Origin of the sequence: Undibacterium sp. 14-3-2 (assembly GCF_016595265.1) — a bacterium.
In the GTDB taxonomy this organism is placed as follows: Bacteria; Pseudomonadota; Gammaproteobacteria; order Burkholderiales; family Burkholderiaceae_D; genus Undibacterium; species Undibacterium aquatile.
On record NZ_JAENGS010000003.1, the window covers coordinates 220900 to 238563 of the forward strand.

Here is a 17664-nt window from a genome sequence, read left to right on the forward strand (position 1 = left end):
GCAAAGGCTGGCGACAATCATCGCGCTTACAGCAGATGCAAGCGCCTGGCTTCCTGTGTTAATTCCGCGCGAAAATCCGGGTGAGCAATCGCGATCATTTCCTGCGCCCTTTGCTTCGCCGATTTACCGCGCAACTGCGCAACGCCGAATTCAGTGACGACATAATTGATATCGTTTTTACCGGTCGTAACATGCGTGCCCGGAGTCAGTGTCGGCACGATACGGGTGATGCTGTCATCTTTCGCCGTTGCCGGTAAGACGATGAACGCCTTGCCATCGCGGGAACGGTTCGCCGCCCGCACAAAATCGACCTGCCCGCCAGTGCCCGAATACGGTACTGGCCCCAGACTTTCCGATCCGCACTGTCCCAGCAAGTCAATTTGCAAGGTCGCATTAATCGCGATCAGCTTGTCATTTTTGGCCGCCAGATACGGATCATTGGTAAAGTCCACCGGATGCATTTCCAGTGCCGGATTGCGGTGGATAAACTGATACAGTTTTTTTGAACCAAGCGCAAAAGTAGCAATCATTTTTCCCGGCATGAACGTCTTTTTGCGGTTAGTGACGGCTCCACTTTCCACCAGTGTCAGTATGCCGTCACCGATCATTTCTGTATGAATGCCAAGATCGTGCTTGTTGGTAAGTTGCATTACCACCGCATCTGGAATACCACCGTAACCGATCTGTAGAGTCGAGCCGTCATCAATCATATCGGCGACGTATTTGCCGATAGCCTCCTGTACAGGGCCGATTACCGGCAGACCGACCTCAGTGACGGCGTTATTGCTTTCAACCAGCGCCGCCACCTGGGAAATATGAATGTGGCAGGAGCCATTCGCAAACGGCACATTGGGATTCACTTCCAGCACCACCGCACGCGCTTTGGCAATCGCCGCCATGGTGTAATCCGCTGCCAGACTCAGCGAAAAGTAACCATGCTCATCCATAGGAGAAGCCAGCGTGAACACGACATCGGAAGGGATCATGCCACGCTCTATCAGCATCGGCATTTCAGAAAAATAGCTGGGAATAAAATCGATGTCGCCTGCTTGTCCGCCAGCGCGTGAAGCCGCACCAAAAAAGAAAGAAACGTGACGGACATGCTCTGCCGTCGAAGGATCAAAATAGTCGAATTTTCTGATTGGTAAAATCTGCGCCACCTTCACATCATGAAAGCGGCGGCGTTGTGCCGATAAGGCGGACAATAAAGCGGGCGGCTCACCAACGCCTGTTGGTACGACGATGAAATCGCCATCCTTAACTTGGTTGATGGCATCTTCCGGGGAAAGATGTTTTTGACGATACAATTCCTGAACAGACATCATGTTGTGGCACTCTCTGTGGTGTTAATTAGTAGTCGGTCTCCTGCGAATTTATATGTTAGCGTTAAAGCATGTTGCAGCGCAGTCATGCAGACGACATTTGCACCAGATTTGTGCTGGCGCAAAAAATATGTCGTCTCTGCTTGCCAGTGTGGTTTCGCGTAATATCGCTCGATGACGTCTACGTATTTTTGCTCTCACTTTTTCAGGAACATGCACCATGCCGCAATCGCCTTTGACTCATTCAGTGCTGCTCAGTACCACGTTACTGGCCTGCGTACTGCCAGTGTCGGCCCAGATCACCGAACCAAACATCAATGAAAAAAAGCCACAAATAACAAAGATCGTGCAACAAATCTCACCACAACGGATTGATGCTTACGTCCGCAAACTGGTCAGCTTTCATACCCGTCATACGATGTCAGAAACGCAGTCAGATACTGTCGGCATCGGCGCAGCAAGACGCTGGATCAAAGCAGAACTTGAACGCTGCAGTGCCGGTCAGCTTGACGTGCAATTCGACAGCTATGTCGAAGCAGGCGGCCGCCGTATCAGCAAACCGACCGAAATTGTGAATGTGGTCGCGACCCTGAAGGGGAAAACAGACCCCGGCCGTTATTACGTCGTCAGCGGGCATTATGATTCGCGCGCCACTGATGTAATGGATGCCACGTCGTTTGCGCCGGGCGCGAATGATGATGCGTCAGGCACTGCTGCTGTCATGGAGATGGCCTGTGTGATGGCACAACATCGCTTTGATGCAAGCATCGTTTTCATGTCGGTCGCTGCGGAAGAGCAAGGGCTGTATGGCGCAACACACTGGGCGAAACAAGCCAGAGAAAAAAATCTGAATATCGCCGGTATGTTCACGAATGACATTATCGGCAGCTCACGCTCGGAACACGGCGAGATCGATAACAAGTCGGTGCGCCTGTTTGCAGAAGGGATACCCGCCGTCAAAGAATTACCGGACGCGACCCGCAATCTGATAGCCACGGGTGGTGAGAGCGATTCAATTTCCCGCCAACTGGCACGCCACGTCAAAGAAACCGGTGAACGCTATGTGCCCGGCTTCACTGTGAATATCATCCACCGACGCGATCGCTATCTGCGTGGTGGCGATCATATCCCTTTCCTCGAACAGGGTTACGCCGCGCTGCGCTTTACTGAGCCGAATGAAGATTTCCATCATCAGCATCAGAATGTCCGTGTGGAAAATGGTGTACAGATGGGTGACTTACCAGAATTTGTCGATACCGATTACACCGCGAATGTTGCCCGCATCAATGCGGCTGCATTAGCCAGCCTGGCGCTCGCACCTGCGGCACCAGCACAGGTGCAGATGAATACTTCGCAACTTGAAAATGACACCAGCATGCGCTGGAATGCCAATACTGAAGCCGATCTTGCGGGTTACCGCATTGTCTGGCGAGACACGACCAGCAGCGTCTGGCAAGGCGGCGTGATGGTAGGGAATGTCCTCTCCTATACCGTCAAAGGAAAATCCAAGGACAATTATTTCTTTGGCGTACAAGCAGTCGATCAAGATGGCAATGTCAGCGTTGCCAGCTACCCTATGCCAGAAAAAAAATGAACGAAGAAACAGCCATTTCACGCTGATGCCAACGAGGATGCGGAAATATCGGCATAATCAGCATTCTCTTTTTACCCCTGAGGATTACTATGATTGAAGTTCACCACCTGAAAGAATCCCGTTCACGTCGTATCACCTGGATGCTGGAAGAATTAGGCCAGGAATATGCGGTGATCAGCTATGACCGCGATCCGCAAACCCGACTAGCACCGCCAGAACTCAAGAAAATTCACCCGCTGGGAAAAGCACCGGTGCTGCGTGATAAAGAAGAAATTCTGATCGAATCCGGCGCCATTCTGGAATACCTGATCGCTGAATATGGCAACGGCAAATTCGTACCGGAAAAAGGCTCGACTGATTACTACCGCTATCTGCAATTCATGCACTATGCCGAAGGATCAGCCATGTTGCCTTTGTTGCTGAAGTTGTACGTCAGTCGGCTCGGCGAGGCAGGTGCTCCATTGCATCCACGCATCAACAGCGAAATAGCCAATCATCTTGGCTATCTGAATGCGGAATTAGAAGGGCGCGATTTCTTCGTCGGTAATGAACTCACTGGTGCAGATGTCCAGCTATCTTTTGTGGTGCAAATCGGCGTCAGAAGTGCCGGACGCGATGCATTTCCGAATCTGACGCGTTTTGTCGATATGATAGAAGCACGCCCTGCCTACCAACGCGCAGTCGAAAAAAATGGCGAGTAAGCTTTGCCGCTTCACCCGCCAGTCTTAGCAAGCACTGTCATCAGATCACAATCTGACACGCTATCCGGCGGCCAGATTGTGACGGCATCGAACATCAATGCTGACGGCGGTAAGCGCACCGCGCCAGCATTGCCCAACTCAGCAAAAATGCGACGCCGCCCACCGGCGTAATCGCACCGAGGATGCGCAAACCAGACAACGCCAGCGCATACAGGCTGCCACTGAAAATAACGATGCCGGACAACATCGTCCACGCCGCATACCGTAGCAAACGCTCATTCCACTGCGCCTGCAACAGGCTTAATCCCAGCAAGCCCAGTGCATGCACCATCTGATATTGCACTGCCGTCTGCCAGATCGCCAGCATGTCGGCACTCAACACGGATTTCAGGCCGTGCGCACCAAATGCACCGGCACCGACTGCGATCAACATGTTCATCGCAGCAACACTGATCCAGTGATGCGGTTTCATGCTGTCGCCTCTTGATCGGCGCCTTTAGTAATCAGTTTGCGCAAGAAAGGAATTAGCAAAATCAAGACAACACCAACGCCGACAGCGCCCCAGCCCAGCATGGAAAAAATATGCTGATACGTCGGATTCGTTGACGCTGCCATACCTTCGCTGGCCTCAGGAATCATGCCGGAAAAATAGCTGGCGAGTATCGACGCCGTGCCTGTCGTCAGCATCCATGTGCCCATCATCACCCCCTGATACTTCGCCGGTGCAAGGCGGCCTATCATCGCATAACCAACCGGTGAAATCAGCAGCTCAGCGACGCTTTGCAATAGGTAGCTGATGAATATCCAGCGGAATGCCACCAGACCGTTGCTGGCAGCAAAACCTATGCCCAGAGGCAGCACCAGAAAGCCAATACCAATCAGTAATAATGCGGCAGAAAACTGCATCGGCACATCAATCTGCCAGCCTTTATCTCGTAAGTTTTTGAACAGCATCGCCATCAGCGGGCCACCAACCATAATGACGAAGCTATTGATGTTTTGTATCCATTGCGGCGCGATTTCTATGCCCCAGACCATGCGGTCCACATTATTCACCGCAAACAGTTGCAAGCCCATCGGTGCCATCTGATACAGCGTCCAGAACACCAGTGAACCTATGGTCAGCAAAATGTATGCAGACATGTTTTTTTGTTCGCGCTGATCCTTGTGCCTGAATGTCAGATAGGCGATTACTAACGCGATACAGATACTGATGATCAGCACCAGATTACCGGTCAGCTCGGCTTTATGCAGCATGAAATAAATCACGGGTACCAGGCCAAACAAAATCGCCAGCCCGACCGCAAGACGTTTTTTGAATTCCGTTGGCGTTGCCTGCAACAACGGCGTATTCAGATCGACCAGCCGCTTCCAGTTCAACAGCGCCAGCACAATCGCCATAAAGTTGCCTATCGTCGCAAAGACAAACAGACCGGCATAATCTTCCAGTAACTGAAAGTGACCGGCAGCACTAAAGCCGACAAAAAAACCGAGATTCATCCCCGCGTAATTCCACAGAAACGCACTTTCTCGCCTGTCGTCTTCGGGCTTGAAACGCTGGGTCAGCATCATGTTGATGCAGGTTACATTCAGACCACTGCCAGTCAGGAATAATCCCAGCCCCCAGTACAGTTGCTCGGCACTGCCTAAAGAAATACAGCCGCAGCCCAACACCTGCAATACCATGCCGCCGACGAACAAATTACGGTTGCTGATAAAGCGTCCGCCAAGATAGCCGCCGAATAAATGCAACCCGTAATTAAAGGCGCCAAACACGCCCATGATGGCCGTGGCTTCTTTGACGGAAAAATTCAGTTTCTTGGTTGCGTACAGCACCAGTGTCGAATACAACACAGCGAAACCGAGTGTCGCAAATATCTGAATAAAAAACAGGGCTGCCGAGCCCTCAGGTATGGTGGCAAGCTTTTGTTTAATCGTGGACAAAATGTACTCCTTTGAATGTCGGGTGCATTGTAAAGCAGAGCGCTGGCTACCTGCACTTTTTCCGGATCAGGAAATAAAAAATGGCCGACTTGCGTCGACCATTCTTTTAAGTAGTCTGAACTACGCTGCTTTTTTCGGCGCCGCGACCGTATTAAATTCCGCCAGCAATGTCGCTTGTTTATTTTTAGCGGCAAGCAAATGACGTTCTTTGACATGGCCATAACCGCGAATATCTTCGGGCACACTGGCAACCGCAACCGCACTGGCGAGATTACCTGTATTCAGTAACGGCAGCAATTGCTGAATCGTCTGTTTGTATTCAATCACCAGCGCACGTTCGGTTCTGCGTTCTGCTGTATATCCAAATACATCGAACATGGTGCCACGCAAAGATTTCATCTTCGCCAGCACACCGAATACTTTCATCATCCACGGCCCATAATGTTGCTTGATCAGGTGACCCTGGGCATCGTGTTTGGCAAACAACGGCGGTGCGAGGTGGAAGTGAACCGCGTAATCGCCCTCAAACATATCGGCAATTTTTTTCTGGAACTTGCCATCGGTGTACAAACGTGCGACCTCGTACTCATCTTTGTACGCCATCAATTTGAACAGATATTTTGCCACTGCCTCAGTCAGACGTAATGGCTTACCATCGGCAATCGCAGCCTCACCCGCCTTGACTTTATTAACGAAGTCACTGTATTGCAAGGCATAAGCAGCATCCTGATAATCCGTCAGGAAAGCAATCCGTTTGGTGACGATGTCATCAAGTGTCTGTGCGCGTTTCAGCTCAATCACCTGTGCCGGAGCCACCAGTTTCTTCACTGCCGCCAGATCATGCGCTGCGATACGTCCCCAGTTAAATGCCTGCTTATTAAAGTCGATCGCGACGCCATTGAGTTCAATTGCGCGCATCAACCCAGCTTCACTCAGAGGCACGCAGCCTTTTTGCCATGCAAAACCCAGCATGAACATATTCGAAGCGATGTTGTCACCCATCAGTGCCGTTGCCATGCGGGTGGCGTCAACCATATCGACGCGGTCTTCACCGCAGGAATGGCGGATTTCTGCTTCCGCACTCTCGCCCGGGAAAGTCCAGTCAGGATTTTTAATGAACGTTGACGTTGGTGAAATGGAGGAGTTGACCACCGCACGGGTACGACCTTCGCCCATACGCGACAGCGCATCACGACTGGCGGTCACGACTTCGTCGCAACCGATCACCAGATCCGCCATGCCGGTACCGACACGGGTGGAATGCAAATCGGCAGCATTATCCGCAAGACGCACATGCGACATGACCGCGCCGCCTTTTTGCGCCAGACCGGTGATATCGAGTACGGAACACGCCTTGCCTTCGAGATGCGCCGCCATCGCCATGATCTGACCAATCGTGATCACGCCGGTGCCGCCGATGCCGGTCACCAGCACGTTCAGTGGTTCTGTCGTTGCCGGTAAAACCGGTGCTGGCAAACTGGCGACATCGAGCGCAGTCCCTTGTTCTACTTTGGCCTTCGCAGGTTTTTTCAGCTTGCCACCTTCGACCGTGACGAAACTTGGACAGAAGCCGTTCACACAAGAATAATCCTTGTTGCACGAGGATTGATTGATCTGACGCTTACGGCCAAACTCGGTTTCTAAAGGTTCGACCGACAGGCAGTTTGATTGCACCGAACAATCGCCACAACCTTCACAGACAGCTTCATTGATCACAGCGCGTTTGGCTGGGTCAGGGAAGCCAGGCTTGCCATCCTTGTCAAATTTTTTCCGGCGGCGACGCTTTTCAGACGCACAGGTCTGATCGTAAATCATCGCGGATACGCCTTCGATTTCGCGCAGCTCGCGCTGTACCGCATCGAGTTCGCTACGATGGCGCACAGTCACGCCGGGTGCCCAGTTGTAATTCGCCGGATATTTTTCCGGCTCATCGGTCACGACGATAATCGGTGTGACACCTTCTGCCGCGATCTGGCGTGAAATCATGCCGGGGTCCAGCGGGCCGTCAAATTCCTGACCACCCGTCATCGCAACGGCGTCGTTAAATAAAATTTTGTAGGTGATATTCACATGCCCGGCAACCGCCGCGCGTATCGCCAGCAAACCAGAATGGAAATAGGTACCATCACCCAGATTGCTGAATACATGCTTTTCATTCGTGAACGGTGCCTGACCTACCCAGGTCACGCCTTCACCGCCCATGTGACTGAAGATCGTCGATTCGCGATTCATCCACGTCACCATGTAATGGCAACCGATACCCGCTAAAGCGCGACTGCCTTCTGGCAACTTGGTCGAGGTATTGTGTGGGCAACCTGAACAGAAATGCGGGACGCGATCTTTGTTTGGATCAGGTTTTGCTGCAACGTTCAGCATTGCCTCTTTGGCTTCCAGATAAGCGACACGCTGTTTGACGCGTTGCTCGACCGGATGGCCGGAAAAATACTTGGTGATACGGGACGCAATCGCGCGGGCGATCTGCGCCGGGCTGAGTTCATAAGTCGCTGGCAACAACCAGTCGCCATGACCGGTATGATCGAGATCGCTCCATTCACCGGTATCGTCAAACTTACCGACCACGCGTGGACGCACATCATCCTGCCAGTTATATAGTTCTTCTTTGAGCGCGTATTCGAGAATCTGACGCTTCTCTTCGACCACCAGAATTTCATCCAGACCTTTGGCGAATTCGCGCACACCTTGCGATTCCAGCGGCCAGGTCATGCCGATTTTATACAGGCGGATACCAATGTCGGCCGCTGCCTGCTCATCGATGCCCAGATCCGCCAGCGCCTGGCGGGTGTCGAGATACGATTTACCTGCAGTGATAATGCCGACTCTGGCACGCGGACTATCCCAGATGATCTGATTCAGTTTATTGGCGCGAGCATAGGCTAATGCACCGTACCATTTGTAATTGATCATGCGCGACTCTTGCGCAAGTACCGGATCGGGTGTGCGTATGCTGATGCCATCAGCAGGCATCTGGAAATCGCCGGGAATAATTGGCTTGATCCGTTCAGGATCGATATCGACTGAGGCACCGGATTCCACTACTTCGGTCACACATTTCATCGAGACCCAGAGGCCGGTGTAGCGCGACAGTGCAATACCATGCAAGCCGTAATCCAGATATTCTTGTACCGACGACGGATATAACACCGGAATGCCACATGCTTTCAGAATATGTTCAGACTGATGTGCCGCGGTAGACGATTTTGCAGCATGGTCATCACCGGCAATGACCAGTACACCACCATGTTTCGATGTTCCCGCCAGATTCGCATGTTTAAACACGTCACCGCAGCGATCAACACCCGGACCTTTGCCATACCACATCGCAAACACGCCATCGTATTTCGCCCCCGGGAACAGATTCACCTGCTGCGTACCCCATACCGAGGTTGCCGCCAGATCTTCATTCACACCAGGATGGAATTTGACGTGCGCTTTTTCCAGATATTTTTTCGCTTTACTGGCGGTCAGATCGACGTTACCCAAAGGCGAACCACGATAGCCGGTAATAAAGCCAGCAGTATTGAGTCCGGCTTTTTCATCCGCCTGCCGCTGCAGCATCATCAGGCGCAATAAGGCCTGGGTGCCGGTCATGAAAGCGCGTCCGCGCTCCAGCGTGAATTTATCGTCGAGGGAAATAGAATTGTCGATCAGCGCCTGCTGCTCGGGTCTGAGAGGTGCATTCATGGGGTCTCCGTGCTTTTTTTTGTATGGCATTGGTATTTGCCACTAATCAGAATCACCTTGTGAGTGAATCATATACTTTTTAATTCTGGTCGCACATTAGCATGCAGCATGGTACGTCCCCATGCACAGTCACGCACAAAAATACCAGTACAGTACGACTGACAGTGAGATAAAGTGTACTGGTTTCTGAGAGAAACAATATAGCCTGTTTTTTAAGCTATCATCTAAATAGCTGTATCGTGCTGTAATCGGGCTGTTATTGTTGTTTTTCCATTGAAGACAATGTTCTGCCGGTTCTTTTCTGGGAAAATGCAAGAGCGCTTTTAATCCAACGAAAAAAAACTATGCCAGCCTCAAGAGACAAATTGCTGTCCACGCTCATGCGGCCAAGTGCCGCCATGATGAGCAAGCTCAGCTTGCGCACCAAACTGCTGTCGATGTTTATCGTCTTGATGCTGCCGACGCTGCTGCTGGTCATGTACATGTTGTCGAAAATGCAGGCGGATGTTGAAGTCGCGCAAAATGAACTGGGTGGCATACAGATCAACCGTCAGGTTATGGATGTGATGATCCAGACCCAAAAACATCGCGGTCAGGTCAATCTGAAGTTATCTGGCGGGAATATTGATGCAGATCTGGCGACAACCAGAAAAGCCTTGTCGGATAGCCTGTCACGACTGAGTCAGGAAATCGTCACCAACCCCGAATTCAAGCTCGCCGATAACTGGAAACCGCTGGAAACCGAATTACGCCAGTTGGCAGCGGGGCAGATCGCAGAAACGTCCGCCGCCAGCCTCGCTCAGCACACCAGTCTGATTGCCAAAATTCAGGATTTCTCTTTGTATGCAAGTGAACGTAGTGGCTTATTTTTTGACCCCGAAGCTGCCACTTATTTTCTGATGGATGCCGCCGTCGTCAAGATTCCCACATGGATAGAACAAGTAGCACTGCTGCGGGGTCTGGGTGCCGGTTATATCAAATCTGGTACGATCGATTTTTCCGGTAAAGCGGCCATAGTCTCGCGCCTGAGTGCTTTACAGACCGCAATCAAAGCGGTCAACGATCTGGAACAACAACTGAAACGGGCTGGCGAAACCGTCCCGGCTGAGCAGCAGGCAAGCATCAAATCGAGTGAGGAATTCGCCGTACTGGCAAGGCAGAATTTGCTGGGAGAGAACGTCAGCGGTGACGCCAGCAGCTATTTCGAACAAGGGACGCAGGCCATCGAAAAAACCGTCAGACTGCAACAGCAATTGCATCAGCGACTGACTGACCTGCTCAGCGAACGCGTGGCAAAACAAAGTTTCCGCAGAAATCTGATCTTTGCCGTTCTGGTGTTTTTATTTTTGACGGTATCTTACCTGTTAGTGGGATTCTATCGCGGCTTTATGCAAGCGCTGCACGCCGTGCGTGAATCCGCGTTGTCGGTGTCTTCCGGTGACCTGACCAGACAAATTCATATCAACGGCAAAGATGAACTGGCGGAAACCGGGAATACCCTTGAAACTATGAATCTGAGCCTGTCGGGCCTGGTAGCAAATGTACGCACGAATGCGAGCAAGGTGTCACAGCTTGGTCAGAATCTGGCCAGCGATATCGGTGATCTGGCAGTCAGAACCGAACAGCAAGCGTCCAGCCTAGAAGAAACAACAGCGAGTGTCGAAGACCTGTCGGTAACAGTAAAAAAAAATGCTGAAAGCGCCCGCGAAGTAGATCATCTGGCCTCGAATCTGAGTCAGATTGCGGCTTCCAGCGGTGATGCGATGCACGCCGCAGTAACCTCTATGCAGGGCATACAACAAAGTGCGCTGAAGATGCATGAAATCATCAGCATGATCGATGGCATCGCTTTTCAAACCAATATACTCGCGCTGAATGCAGCGGTTGAAGCAGCGCGCGCCGGTGAACAAGGGCGCGGCTTTGCCGTGGTGGCAACCGAAGTCCGCAGTCTGGCGCAGCGCAGTGCTGACGCTGCAAAACAAATCCGTGATCTGATCGATCAATCGGTACATCAGGTCAAACATGGCGTCGGTCAGATCAACGACGTCAACACCACACTCAATAACATCGTCTCTGGCATACGCGATCTGGCGGGCAATATTAACGAAATATCCAGCGCGTCAGATGAGCAAAGCAATGGTCTGGCGCAAATTTCTGAAGCGCTGAAGCATCTCGATGAAATCACACAAAGTAACGGCGGCATGGCAGAACAAGCGCGCAGCACAGCGATTCATCTCGAACAGCGTGCCGCCTATCTGACCAAAGCCGTCGCCAGCTTCCACCTCAGACAGGGTACGGCTGACGAAGCCTATCTGATGGTCAAGAAAGCGATCGAACTGTTTCAACGTAAAGGCAGGGCTGCATTAGCAGAAATCACCGGCGATAAAGACCACTATTTCAGCCACAAAGACATGTATGTGTTTGCCTTCAACCGGGATGGCCAGTATCTGGCATTCGGCGGCAATGCAGAAAAACTGAAACTGAATCTGTTCCAACTGACGGGCCTCGATGGCCGCAAACTGGTGGCCGATGCGTTCAGCCTGCCGGCATCGGGCGGCTGGGTCGATTACACCATCCTGAATCCTGTCTCGAATAAAGTCGAAGGTAAAACTTCGTATATCGAAGCAGTGACGAGTGACATTGTTTTGGGTTGCGGCGTATATAAAGCCGACGGCAGCTAAATCACAGCATCGGGCGCATCATCGCGCTTATCCCGCGATATAATGCATCCATGAAACTCAAATTCACCAAAATGCATGGTGCCGGCAATGATTTTGTCGTGATCGATGCGATTAATCAGCCGGTACAATTCACCCGCGAACAGTGGCAGCATATCGCTGACCGCCGCTTTGGCATCGGTGCAGATCAGATTCTGGTCGTCGAAAAATCCGACACGCCGGATGTTGATTTCCGCTACCGCATTTATAACGCCGACGGCGGCGAAGTCGAGCAATGCGGTAATGGCTCACGCGCTTTCGTGCGCTTCGTCATTGAGAAAAAACTCACCGACAAATCGACGATCCGTGTTGAAACCATGTCCGGTATCATCGCGCCGCGCATGGAAAGCGACGGCAGCATCACCGTTGATATGGGTGCACCGATACTGGAACCGGCAAAAGTTCCTTTCGACAATTCCGGACTGACTGCAATTCCTACGGCCGATGATGTGTTGTGGCCACTCGATGTGAATGGCAAAACGGTCTCTGTTTCTGTGGTCTCGATGGGCAATCCCCATGCGGTACAGGTGGTTGATAATGCGGAGACTTTTCTGGTCGCGGCCGATGGCCCTGTGATCGAACATCATCCGCGTTTTCCGAAACGCGTGAATGCTGGTTTTATGCAAATTAACGATCGTCATCATATCCGCTTGCGCGTGTATGAACGCGGTGCGGGTGAGACGCTGGCCTGCGGTACCGGTGCCTGCGCAGCGGTTGTCGCAGGTATACGGCGCGGCTTACTCGACAGCCCGGTGCGCGTCACCACTCATGGCGGCGAACTCTCTATCGCGTGGCAAGGCGAAGGCAGCTCTGTTATGCTCAGCGGCCCGGCAGTCACGGTCTTCGAAGGCGAAATTAATCTCTGATCAATGTAATGAATTCAACTGACATCGCAACCTACCTGATCCAGAATCCGGATTTTTTTGAAGAGCACGCAGAATTACTGAGTGCGGTCAAACTGACGAGCCCGGTCATGGGTCGTACCATTTCTCTGCAAGAACGACAAATGGAAGTCGTGCGTGAAAAGTATCGCGCGCTGGAACTCAGATTGTCCGAATTAATGCGGATCGCGGAAGAAAATCACGACATCAGCAAAAAATTTCAGGCATGGACGCGTGCCCTGCTGCTGGCGCGCAATGATGTCGATCTGCCGTTTGTTCTGACACAGGGTTTGCAAGATATTTTCCAGCTGCCGCACGCCACCTTACGCCTGTGGAATGTCGCACCCGAGTTTTCTCACACCTGGTTTGCTGCGCCCGCCAGTGAAGATGCAATTCTGTTTGCAAAAGGCCTGACAACGCCATTTTGCGGTCCGAATCAGGATTTCGAGGCAGCCAGTTGGATAGAAGCCAGCGCACCGGTACAATCCATCGCCATGCTGCCGCTGCGTCTGTCGCCAACATCACCGGCCTTCGGTTTGCTGGTACTGGGTTCGCCCGATCCGGCGCGTTACACAAAAAACATGGCCACCGATTTTCTGGTCAACATCGCCGATACCAGCAGCGCGGCATTGACCTGCCTGATCGATATTTAATTCACTGACGCCAGACCGGAGTCGCCATGGCAACGCCAGCTCAAGAACCAGAAACGACTGCCGCTGGCGACAATTTTCTGCATGAGTATCTGGAAGTCTTACGCAGTCAGCGCCAGTTGTCGCCGCACACGCTCAGTGGTTATGCACTCGATCTGCGGGAATTGCAGCAATGCGCCGGGTCACAAGCGATCGCCGAACTGAGCGCTGCGAAAATCCGCCGCTTTACCTCACAACTCCACGCCCAAGGTCTGAACGCCCGCAGCATCGCACGCAAACTGTCGAGCTGGCGCGGCTTTTACCGTTGGCTGATGGAGCAGCATGACCTGAGCAGCAACCCGGTCGAAGGCATACGCGCCCCCAAAAAAAGTAAGCCTTTGCCCAAAGCACTTGGCGCCGACGATGCGGTACGTCTGGTGTCGCATCGCGGTGGCGATGAGGCAACACCGCGCGCAAATCGCGCCATGTTTGAACTTTTGTATTCGAGTGGTTTGCGCGTTTCCGAACTGGTCGGCCTGGATGTCGCTGCAGTACAAGAGCCTGGCTATGCATCGGCAGGCTGGATCGATCTGGATCAAGGCGAAGTGCACGTCACCGGTAAAGGCAACAAGCCACGCATCGTGCCAGTCGGCGCGCCAGCGCTGGAAGCAGTACGCGACTGGCTGGCCATCCGTGGCAGTCTGGTCAAAGCCGACCCACATCCGCTGTTTCTGAGTGAGCGCGGAACACGGATTTCGGCACGTCTGGTGCAATTGCGCATCAAAGCCCATGCACAAAGTCTGGACATACCTGCCAACGTCCATCCGCACATGCTGCGTCATTCCTTTGCATCGCATGTATTGCAATCGTCCGGCGATTTACGCGCGGTACAGGAAATGCTGGGACACAGCTCGATTGCCGCGACGCAGGTGTATACCTCGCTCGATTTTCAGCATCTGGCAAAAGTCTATGATCAGGCGCATCCGCGCGCCAAGAAATAGCATACTCCCCCTCGTTTTCATGATTTCACCCTTGATGTCCTTATAAAATAAGGGCGTCAAAATATACTCCCCCCAGTATATTTGGCACTTATTTCATCGAAAAAGAATGATTGCTAGCGTCTGCACTGCTCAGCAGCACGCATACAGCTTCCTCATCTTTTCAGCAAAATCAGGAAAACGACGCTGAATACAACAGTCCGCCTCGTCCTCAGCCAGGGTCACTGACAGGTAATAATGCCTTGTTACATTGGGATACTTTTAACCCCCTCTGGACGAACGAAAATGAAATTCAAGCCTCTTTACGTCGCTGTTCTCGGCGCCGCACTTACTCTCTCGGTCACAGGTTGCGGCACCAGCACGAGCGATCCGGCACCGGTCGCTGAAGCACCGAAAAACGTGATCTTTTTCCTGGGTGACGGCATGGGCATGACGACCATGACAGCAGCGCGTATTTACTCTGTCGGTGAAGATGGCGAACTGACCATGGATACCTTGCCAGAAACCGCTTTCGTTAAAACCTTCTCTAACGATGCACAGGTCACGGACAGCGCGCCGTCGATGTCGGCGTACATGACTGGCGTCAAGATGAATAATGAAGTGATTTCCATGTCACCGGACACCGTTGCAGTTGATCCGGTAGCGGACGCGAACGGCAACAAACTGGGAAATAATTGCGGCACTAAAAATGGCACCAGCGCCACCACATTACTGGAACTGGCCAAAGCCAAAGGTTTGTCCGCTGGCGTTGTTACGACAACCCGCGTTACACATGCGACACCTGCAGCAACCTACTCACATATCTGCCATCGCGATCTGGAAAATGATATCGCAGCAGCAGCCGTTCCTGGCGGTGCAGGCTACAACACAGCGCTGGGCACAACAGGTCTGGACGTATTGATGGGCGGCGGCCTGCAATTTTTCACCCCATCTAAAAATGGTGGCAAACGTGCTGATGGCCGCGATTTAGTCGCTGAAATGAAAGCGAAAAACTACGCTTACGCCAGCAACGCGACCGAATTCAATGCGATTGACGGCACCAAAACAGATCGCCTGCTCGGCCTGTTCACTTCCAGCCATATGAGCTACGACCTTGATCGCGACCCAGCAAAAGAACCAAGCCTGGCAGACATGACCACCAAAGCGATGGACGTGTTAGCGAAAAATTCCAAAGGTTATTTCCTGATGGTGGAAGGCGGCCGTATTGACCACGCTCTGCATGAAACAACCGCCAAGAAAGCATTACAAGACACCGTGGCTTTCGACAATGCGATCAAAGCCGCGATTACTAAAGCGAAGATCAGCGATCCTGATCTGAAAAACACACTCATCGTGGTTACTGCTGATCATGACCATACGCTGGTACTGAACGGCTACGCAAAACGTACAGGTAAAACAGCCAGCGGCAATCCGGGTGTACTCGGCGTGGTGAAAAACTATGTCACCGGCGCAGTCGAAAAAGATCTGGATGGTGCACCGTATTCGATTATCGGTTTCGGTAATGGTGAAAACCGCACGCAAGGCAGCCGCAGCAGCATGATCAGTCTCGATGAAACCACAACCAGCGCCAATACCTACCATCAGGAAGCGGTGGTACGCGTGGCAGCAGGCAGCGAAACACACGGCGGTACTGACGTATTCCTCGGTGCGATTGGTAAAGGTGCCGATACTTTCCTCGGTACGATCGATAACACCAAAGTCTTCGGTCTGGTGAAATCGGCCTCTGGCTTGTGATTATTCAACATTGTTGAGAACGGATAACTGATTATGAAACGCACACTTTTAGCCGCCACACTGGCGATGACTTTTGCCAATGCTGCAAACGCTGCAGGCGAAGCAAAAAATATTATTTTCTTTTTGGGCGACGGCATGGGCCCATCGACCATCACGGCATCCCGCATTTTTAAATACGGTGAAGATGGCAGCCTGAATATGGACAAGCTGGAACGCACGGCTCGTATCAAAACCTATTCGAACGATGCGCAGACGACCGACAGCGCACCATCGATGGCAGCCTACATGACAGGCGTGAAGATGAACAACGAAGTCATCTCCATGTCTGCCGACACCGTTGCGACGAATCCGGGCAAAGATGCGAATGGCAATCTGGGTATCAACAATTGCGCCGCGACAGGTAACGGCACTTCGGTACCCACCATACTGGAACTGGCAAAAGCCAAAGGCAAAGCAGTTGGCTCCATCACCACAACTGAGCTGACACATGCAACACCAGCCGCAACTTTCTCGCATATCTGTAACCGCAATGCGCAATACGCGATTGCTGCGCAGGCAGTGCCAGGTGGCGCAGGCTACAACAGCGCCTTGCTGGATGGTGTGGACGTGCTGATGGGTGGCGGCCGCAATCACTTCCTGCCTTACGATGCCACCACCAGCATGGGTAAGCTCGGCCGTGCCGATGGTCGCAATCTGCTGAATGAATTCGCAGCCAAAGGCTACACCGTTGCGGCGACTAAAGCAGACATGCTGGCAGCGCCGACGAATAAAAAATTCATCGGTTTGTACAGCAGTAAAAGTCATCTGGAATATGAACTCGACCGTACCGCAACACCACCGGTTGGCGAAGGTGCAAACCAGCCTAGTCTGGCCGAGATGACGACCAAAGCGATGGATATTCTGTCGCAAAATTCGAACGGCTATTTCCTGATGGTTGAAGGCGGTCGTATTGACCATGCGTTGCACGGCACCAACGCCAAGCGTGCACTGACAGACACCATCGCATTTGATGACGCAGTGAAGGCAGCATTGGACAAAGCAAAACTGACTGATCCGACGCTGGCCAATACATTGATCGTAGTCACCGCAGATCATGACCACACGCTGGCATTCAATGGCTATGGCAAACGCGGCAATCCGATTCTGGACATTAACCGCGATTACAAAACTGGTCAGCCGACAAAAGATGCGGATGGTAATACCTACACCACACTGGTGTTCGGTAACGGTCCTAACCGTCCTAACCTGCGTACGAATCTGGACAGTGCAACCGTATTGGCTGATAATTACTTGCAAGAAACCGGCGTTCGTCTGGCCAGTGAAACGCATGGTGGCGGTGATGTGAAATTGTTTGCCACTGGCGCGGGTGCAAAAGCATTCAAAGGCACACTGGACAACACTAAAGTATTCACACTGCTGAAATCAGCTTACGGTTTCTGATT

12 protein-coding genes are annotated in these 17664 nt (G+C 52.2%); 8 read left to right on the forward strand and 4 right to left on the reverse strand.

Annotated features, from left to right (window positions below; translation table 11 throughout):
- Nucleotides 1–26 precede the first annotated feature (26 nt).
- Nucleotides 27–1322, reverse strand: a complete 1296-nt coding sequence (locus Undi14_RS08935) for an acetyl-CoA hydrolase/transferase family protein (RefSeq protein WP_200179959.1) — start codon at nt 1320–1322, stop codon at nt 27–29.
- A 220-nt stretch (nt 1323–1542) separates the two neighbouring features.
- On the opposite strand from Undi14_RS08935, the gene Undi14_RS08940 reads away from it, so the two are divergent.
- Nucleotides 1543–2916, forward strand: coding sequence for a M20/M25/M40 family metallo-hydrolase (locus Undi14_RS08940; protein WP_200179582.1), 1374 nt, complete (start codon nt 1543–1545; stop codon nt 2914–2916).
- Nucleotides 2917–3005: 89 nt separating this feature from the next.
- Nucleotides 3006–3617 (forward strand): glutathione S-transferase family protein, encoded by a 612-nt coding sequence (locus Undi14_RS08945; RefSeq protein WP_200179584.1) that lies wholly within the window; start codon nt 3006–3008, stop codon nt 3615–3617.
- A gap of 94 nt (nt 3618–3711) precedes the next feature.
- Here the strand turns inward: Undi14_RS08945 and Undi14_RS08950 are convergent, their stop codons facing one another.
- The 3 genes from Undi14_RS08950 to Undi14_RS08960 all read right to left on the reverse strand — a co-directional run bounded on the left by Undi14_RS08950 (nt 3712) and on the right by Undi14_RS08960 (nt 9263).
- The gene (locus tag Undi14_RS08950) at nt 3712–4089 is read right to left on the reverse strand and encodes a DUF423 domain-containing protein (RefSeq protein ID WP_200179586.1); all 378 of its coding nucleotides are present in this window, start codon (nt 4087–4089) and stop codon (nt 3712–3714) included.
- Nucleotides 4086–5561: a peptide MFS transporter gene (locus Undi14_RS08955; protein WP_200179588.1), complete on the reverse strand. Its 1476-nt coding sequence runs from the start codon at nt 5559–5561 to the stop codon at nt 4086–4088. The genes Undi14_RS08950 and Undi14_RS08955 overlap by 4 nt, the downstream gene beginning before the upstream one ends.
- A gap of 120 nt (nt 5562–5681) precedes the next feature.
- The gene (locus Undi14_RS08960; RefSeq protein ID WP_200179590.1) at nt 5682–9263 is read right to left on the reverse strand and encodes an indolepyruvate ferredoxin oxidoreductase family protein; all 3582 of its coding nucleotides are present in this window, start codon (nt 9261–9263) and stop codon (nt 5682–5684) included.
- A gap of 365 nt (nt 9264–9628) precedes the next feature.
- Between Undi14_RS08960 and Undi14_RS08965 the strand changes: the two genes are divergently transcribed.
- The 6 genes from Undi14_RS08965 (at nt 9629) to Undi14_RS08990 (ending at nt 17662) form a co-directional block, all read left to right on the forward strand.
- A complete protein-coding gene (locus Undi14_RS08965; protein ID WP_200179592.1) occupies nt 9629–11944 on the forward strand; it encodes a methyl-accepting chemotaxis protein in 2316 nt (771 codons plus the stop codon).
- A gap of 50 nt (nt 11945–11994) precedes the next feature.
- The gene (gene dapF, locus Undi14_RS08970) at nt 11995–12846 is read left to right on the forward strand and encodes a diaminopimelate epimerase (protein WP_200179595.1); all 852 of its coding nucleotides are present in this window, start codon (nt 11995–11997) and stop codon (nt 12844–12846) included.
- A gap of 8 nt (nt 12847–12854) precedes the next feature.
- Complete coding sequence (locus Undi14_RS08975; protein WP_370527173.1) at nt 12855–13514, forward strand: DUF484 family protein; 660 nt, start codon at nt 12855–12857, stop codon at nt 13512–13514.
- A 26-nt stretch (nt 13515–13540) separates the two neighbouring features.
- Nucleotides 13541–14491, forward strand: a complete 951-nt coding sequence (xerC, locus tag Undi14_RS08980) for a tyrosine recombinase XerC (protein ID WP_200179598.1) — start codon at nt 13541–13543, stop codon at nt 14489–14491.
- 282 nt (nt 14492–14773) lie between these two features.
- Nucleotides 14774–16222, forward strand: coding sequence for an alkaline phosphatase (locus Undi14_RS08985; protein WP_200179599.1), 1449 nt, complete (start codon nt 14774–14776; stop codon nt 16220–16222).
- 33 nt (nt 16223–16255) lie between these two features.
- A complete protein-coding gene (locus Undi14_RS08990; RefSeq protein WP_200179602.1) occupies nt 16256–17662 on the forward strand; it encodes an alkaline phosphatase in 1407 nt (468 codons plus the stop codon).
- Nucleotides 17663–17664 lie beyond the last annotated feature (2 nt).

Excerpts from the sequence above, each read along its gene's own strand:
- dapF (WP_200179595.1), top strand. The coding sequence starts at position 11,995 with ATGAAACTCAAATTCACCAAAATGCATGGTGCCGGCAATGATTTTGTC.
- Undi14_RS08960 (WP_200179590.1), bottom strand. The coding sequence starts at position 9,263 with ATGAATGCACCTCTCAGACCCGAGCAGCAGGCGCTGATCGACAATTCT.
- Undi14_RS08950 (WP_200179586.1), bottom strand. The coding sequence starts at position 4,089 with ATGAAACCGCATCACTGGATCAGTGTTGCTGCGATGAACATGTTGATC.
- Undi14_RS08945 (WP_200179584.1), top strand. The coding sequence starts at position 3,006 with ATGATTGAAGTTCACCACCTGAAAGAATCCCGTTCACGTCGTATCACC.
- Undi14_RS08940 (WP_200179582.1), top strand. The coding sequence starts at position 1,543 with ATGCCGCAATCGCCTTTGACTCATTCAGTGCTGCTCAGTACCACGTTA.
- xerC (WP_200179598.1), top strand. The coding sequence starts at position 13,541 with ATGGCAACGCCAGCTCAAGAACCAGAAACGACTGCCGCTGGCGACAAT.
- Undi14_RS08985 (WP_200179599.1), top strand. The coding sequence starts at position 14,774 with ATGAAATTCAAGCCTCTTTACGTCGCTGTTCTCGGCGCCGCACTTACT.
- Undi14_RS08935 (WP_200179959.1), bottom strand. The coding sequence starts at position 1,322 with ATGTCTGTTCAGGAATTGTATCGTCAAAAACATCTTTCCCCGGAAGAT.
- Undi14_RS08975 (WP_370527173.1), top strand. The coding sequence starts at position 12,855 with ATGAATTCAACTGACATCGCAACCTACCTGATCCAGAATCCGGATTTT.
- Undi14_RS08990 (WP_200179602.1), top strand. The coding sequence starts at position 16,256 with ATGAAACGCACACTTTTAGCCGCCACACTGGCGATGACTTTTGCCAAT.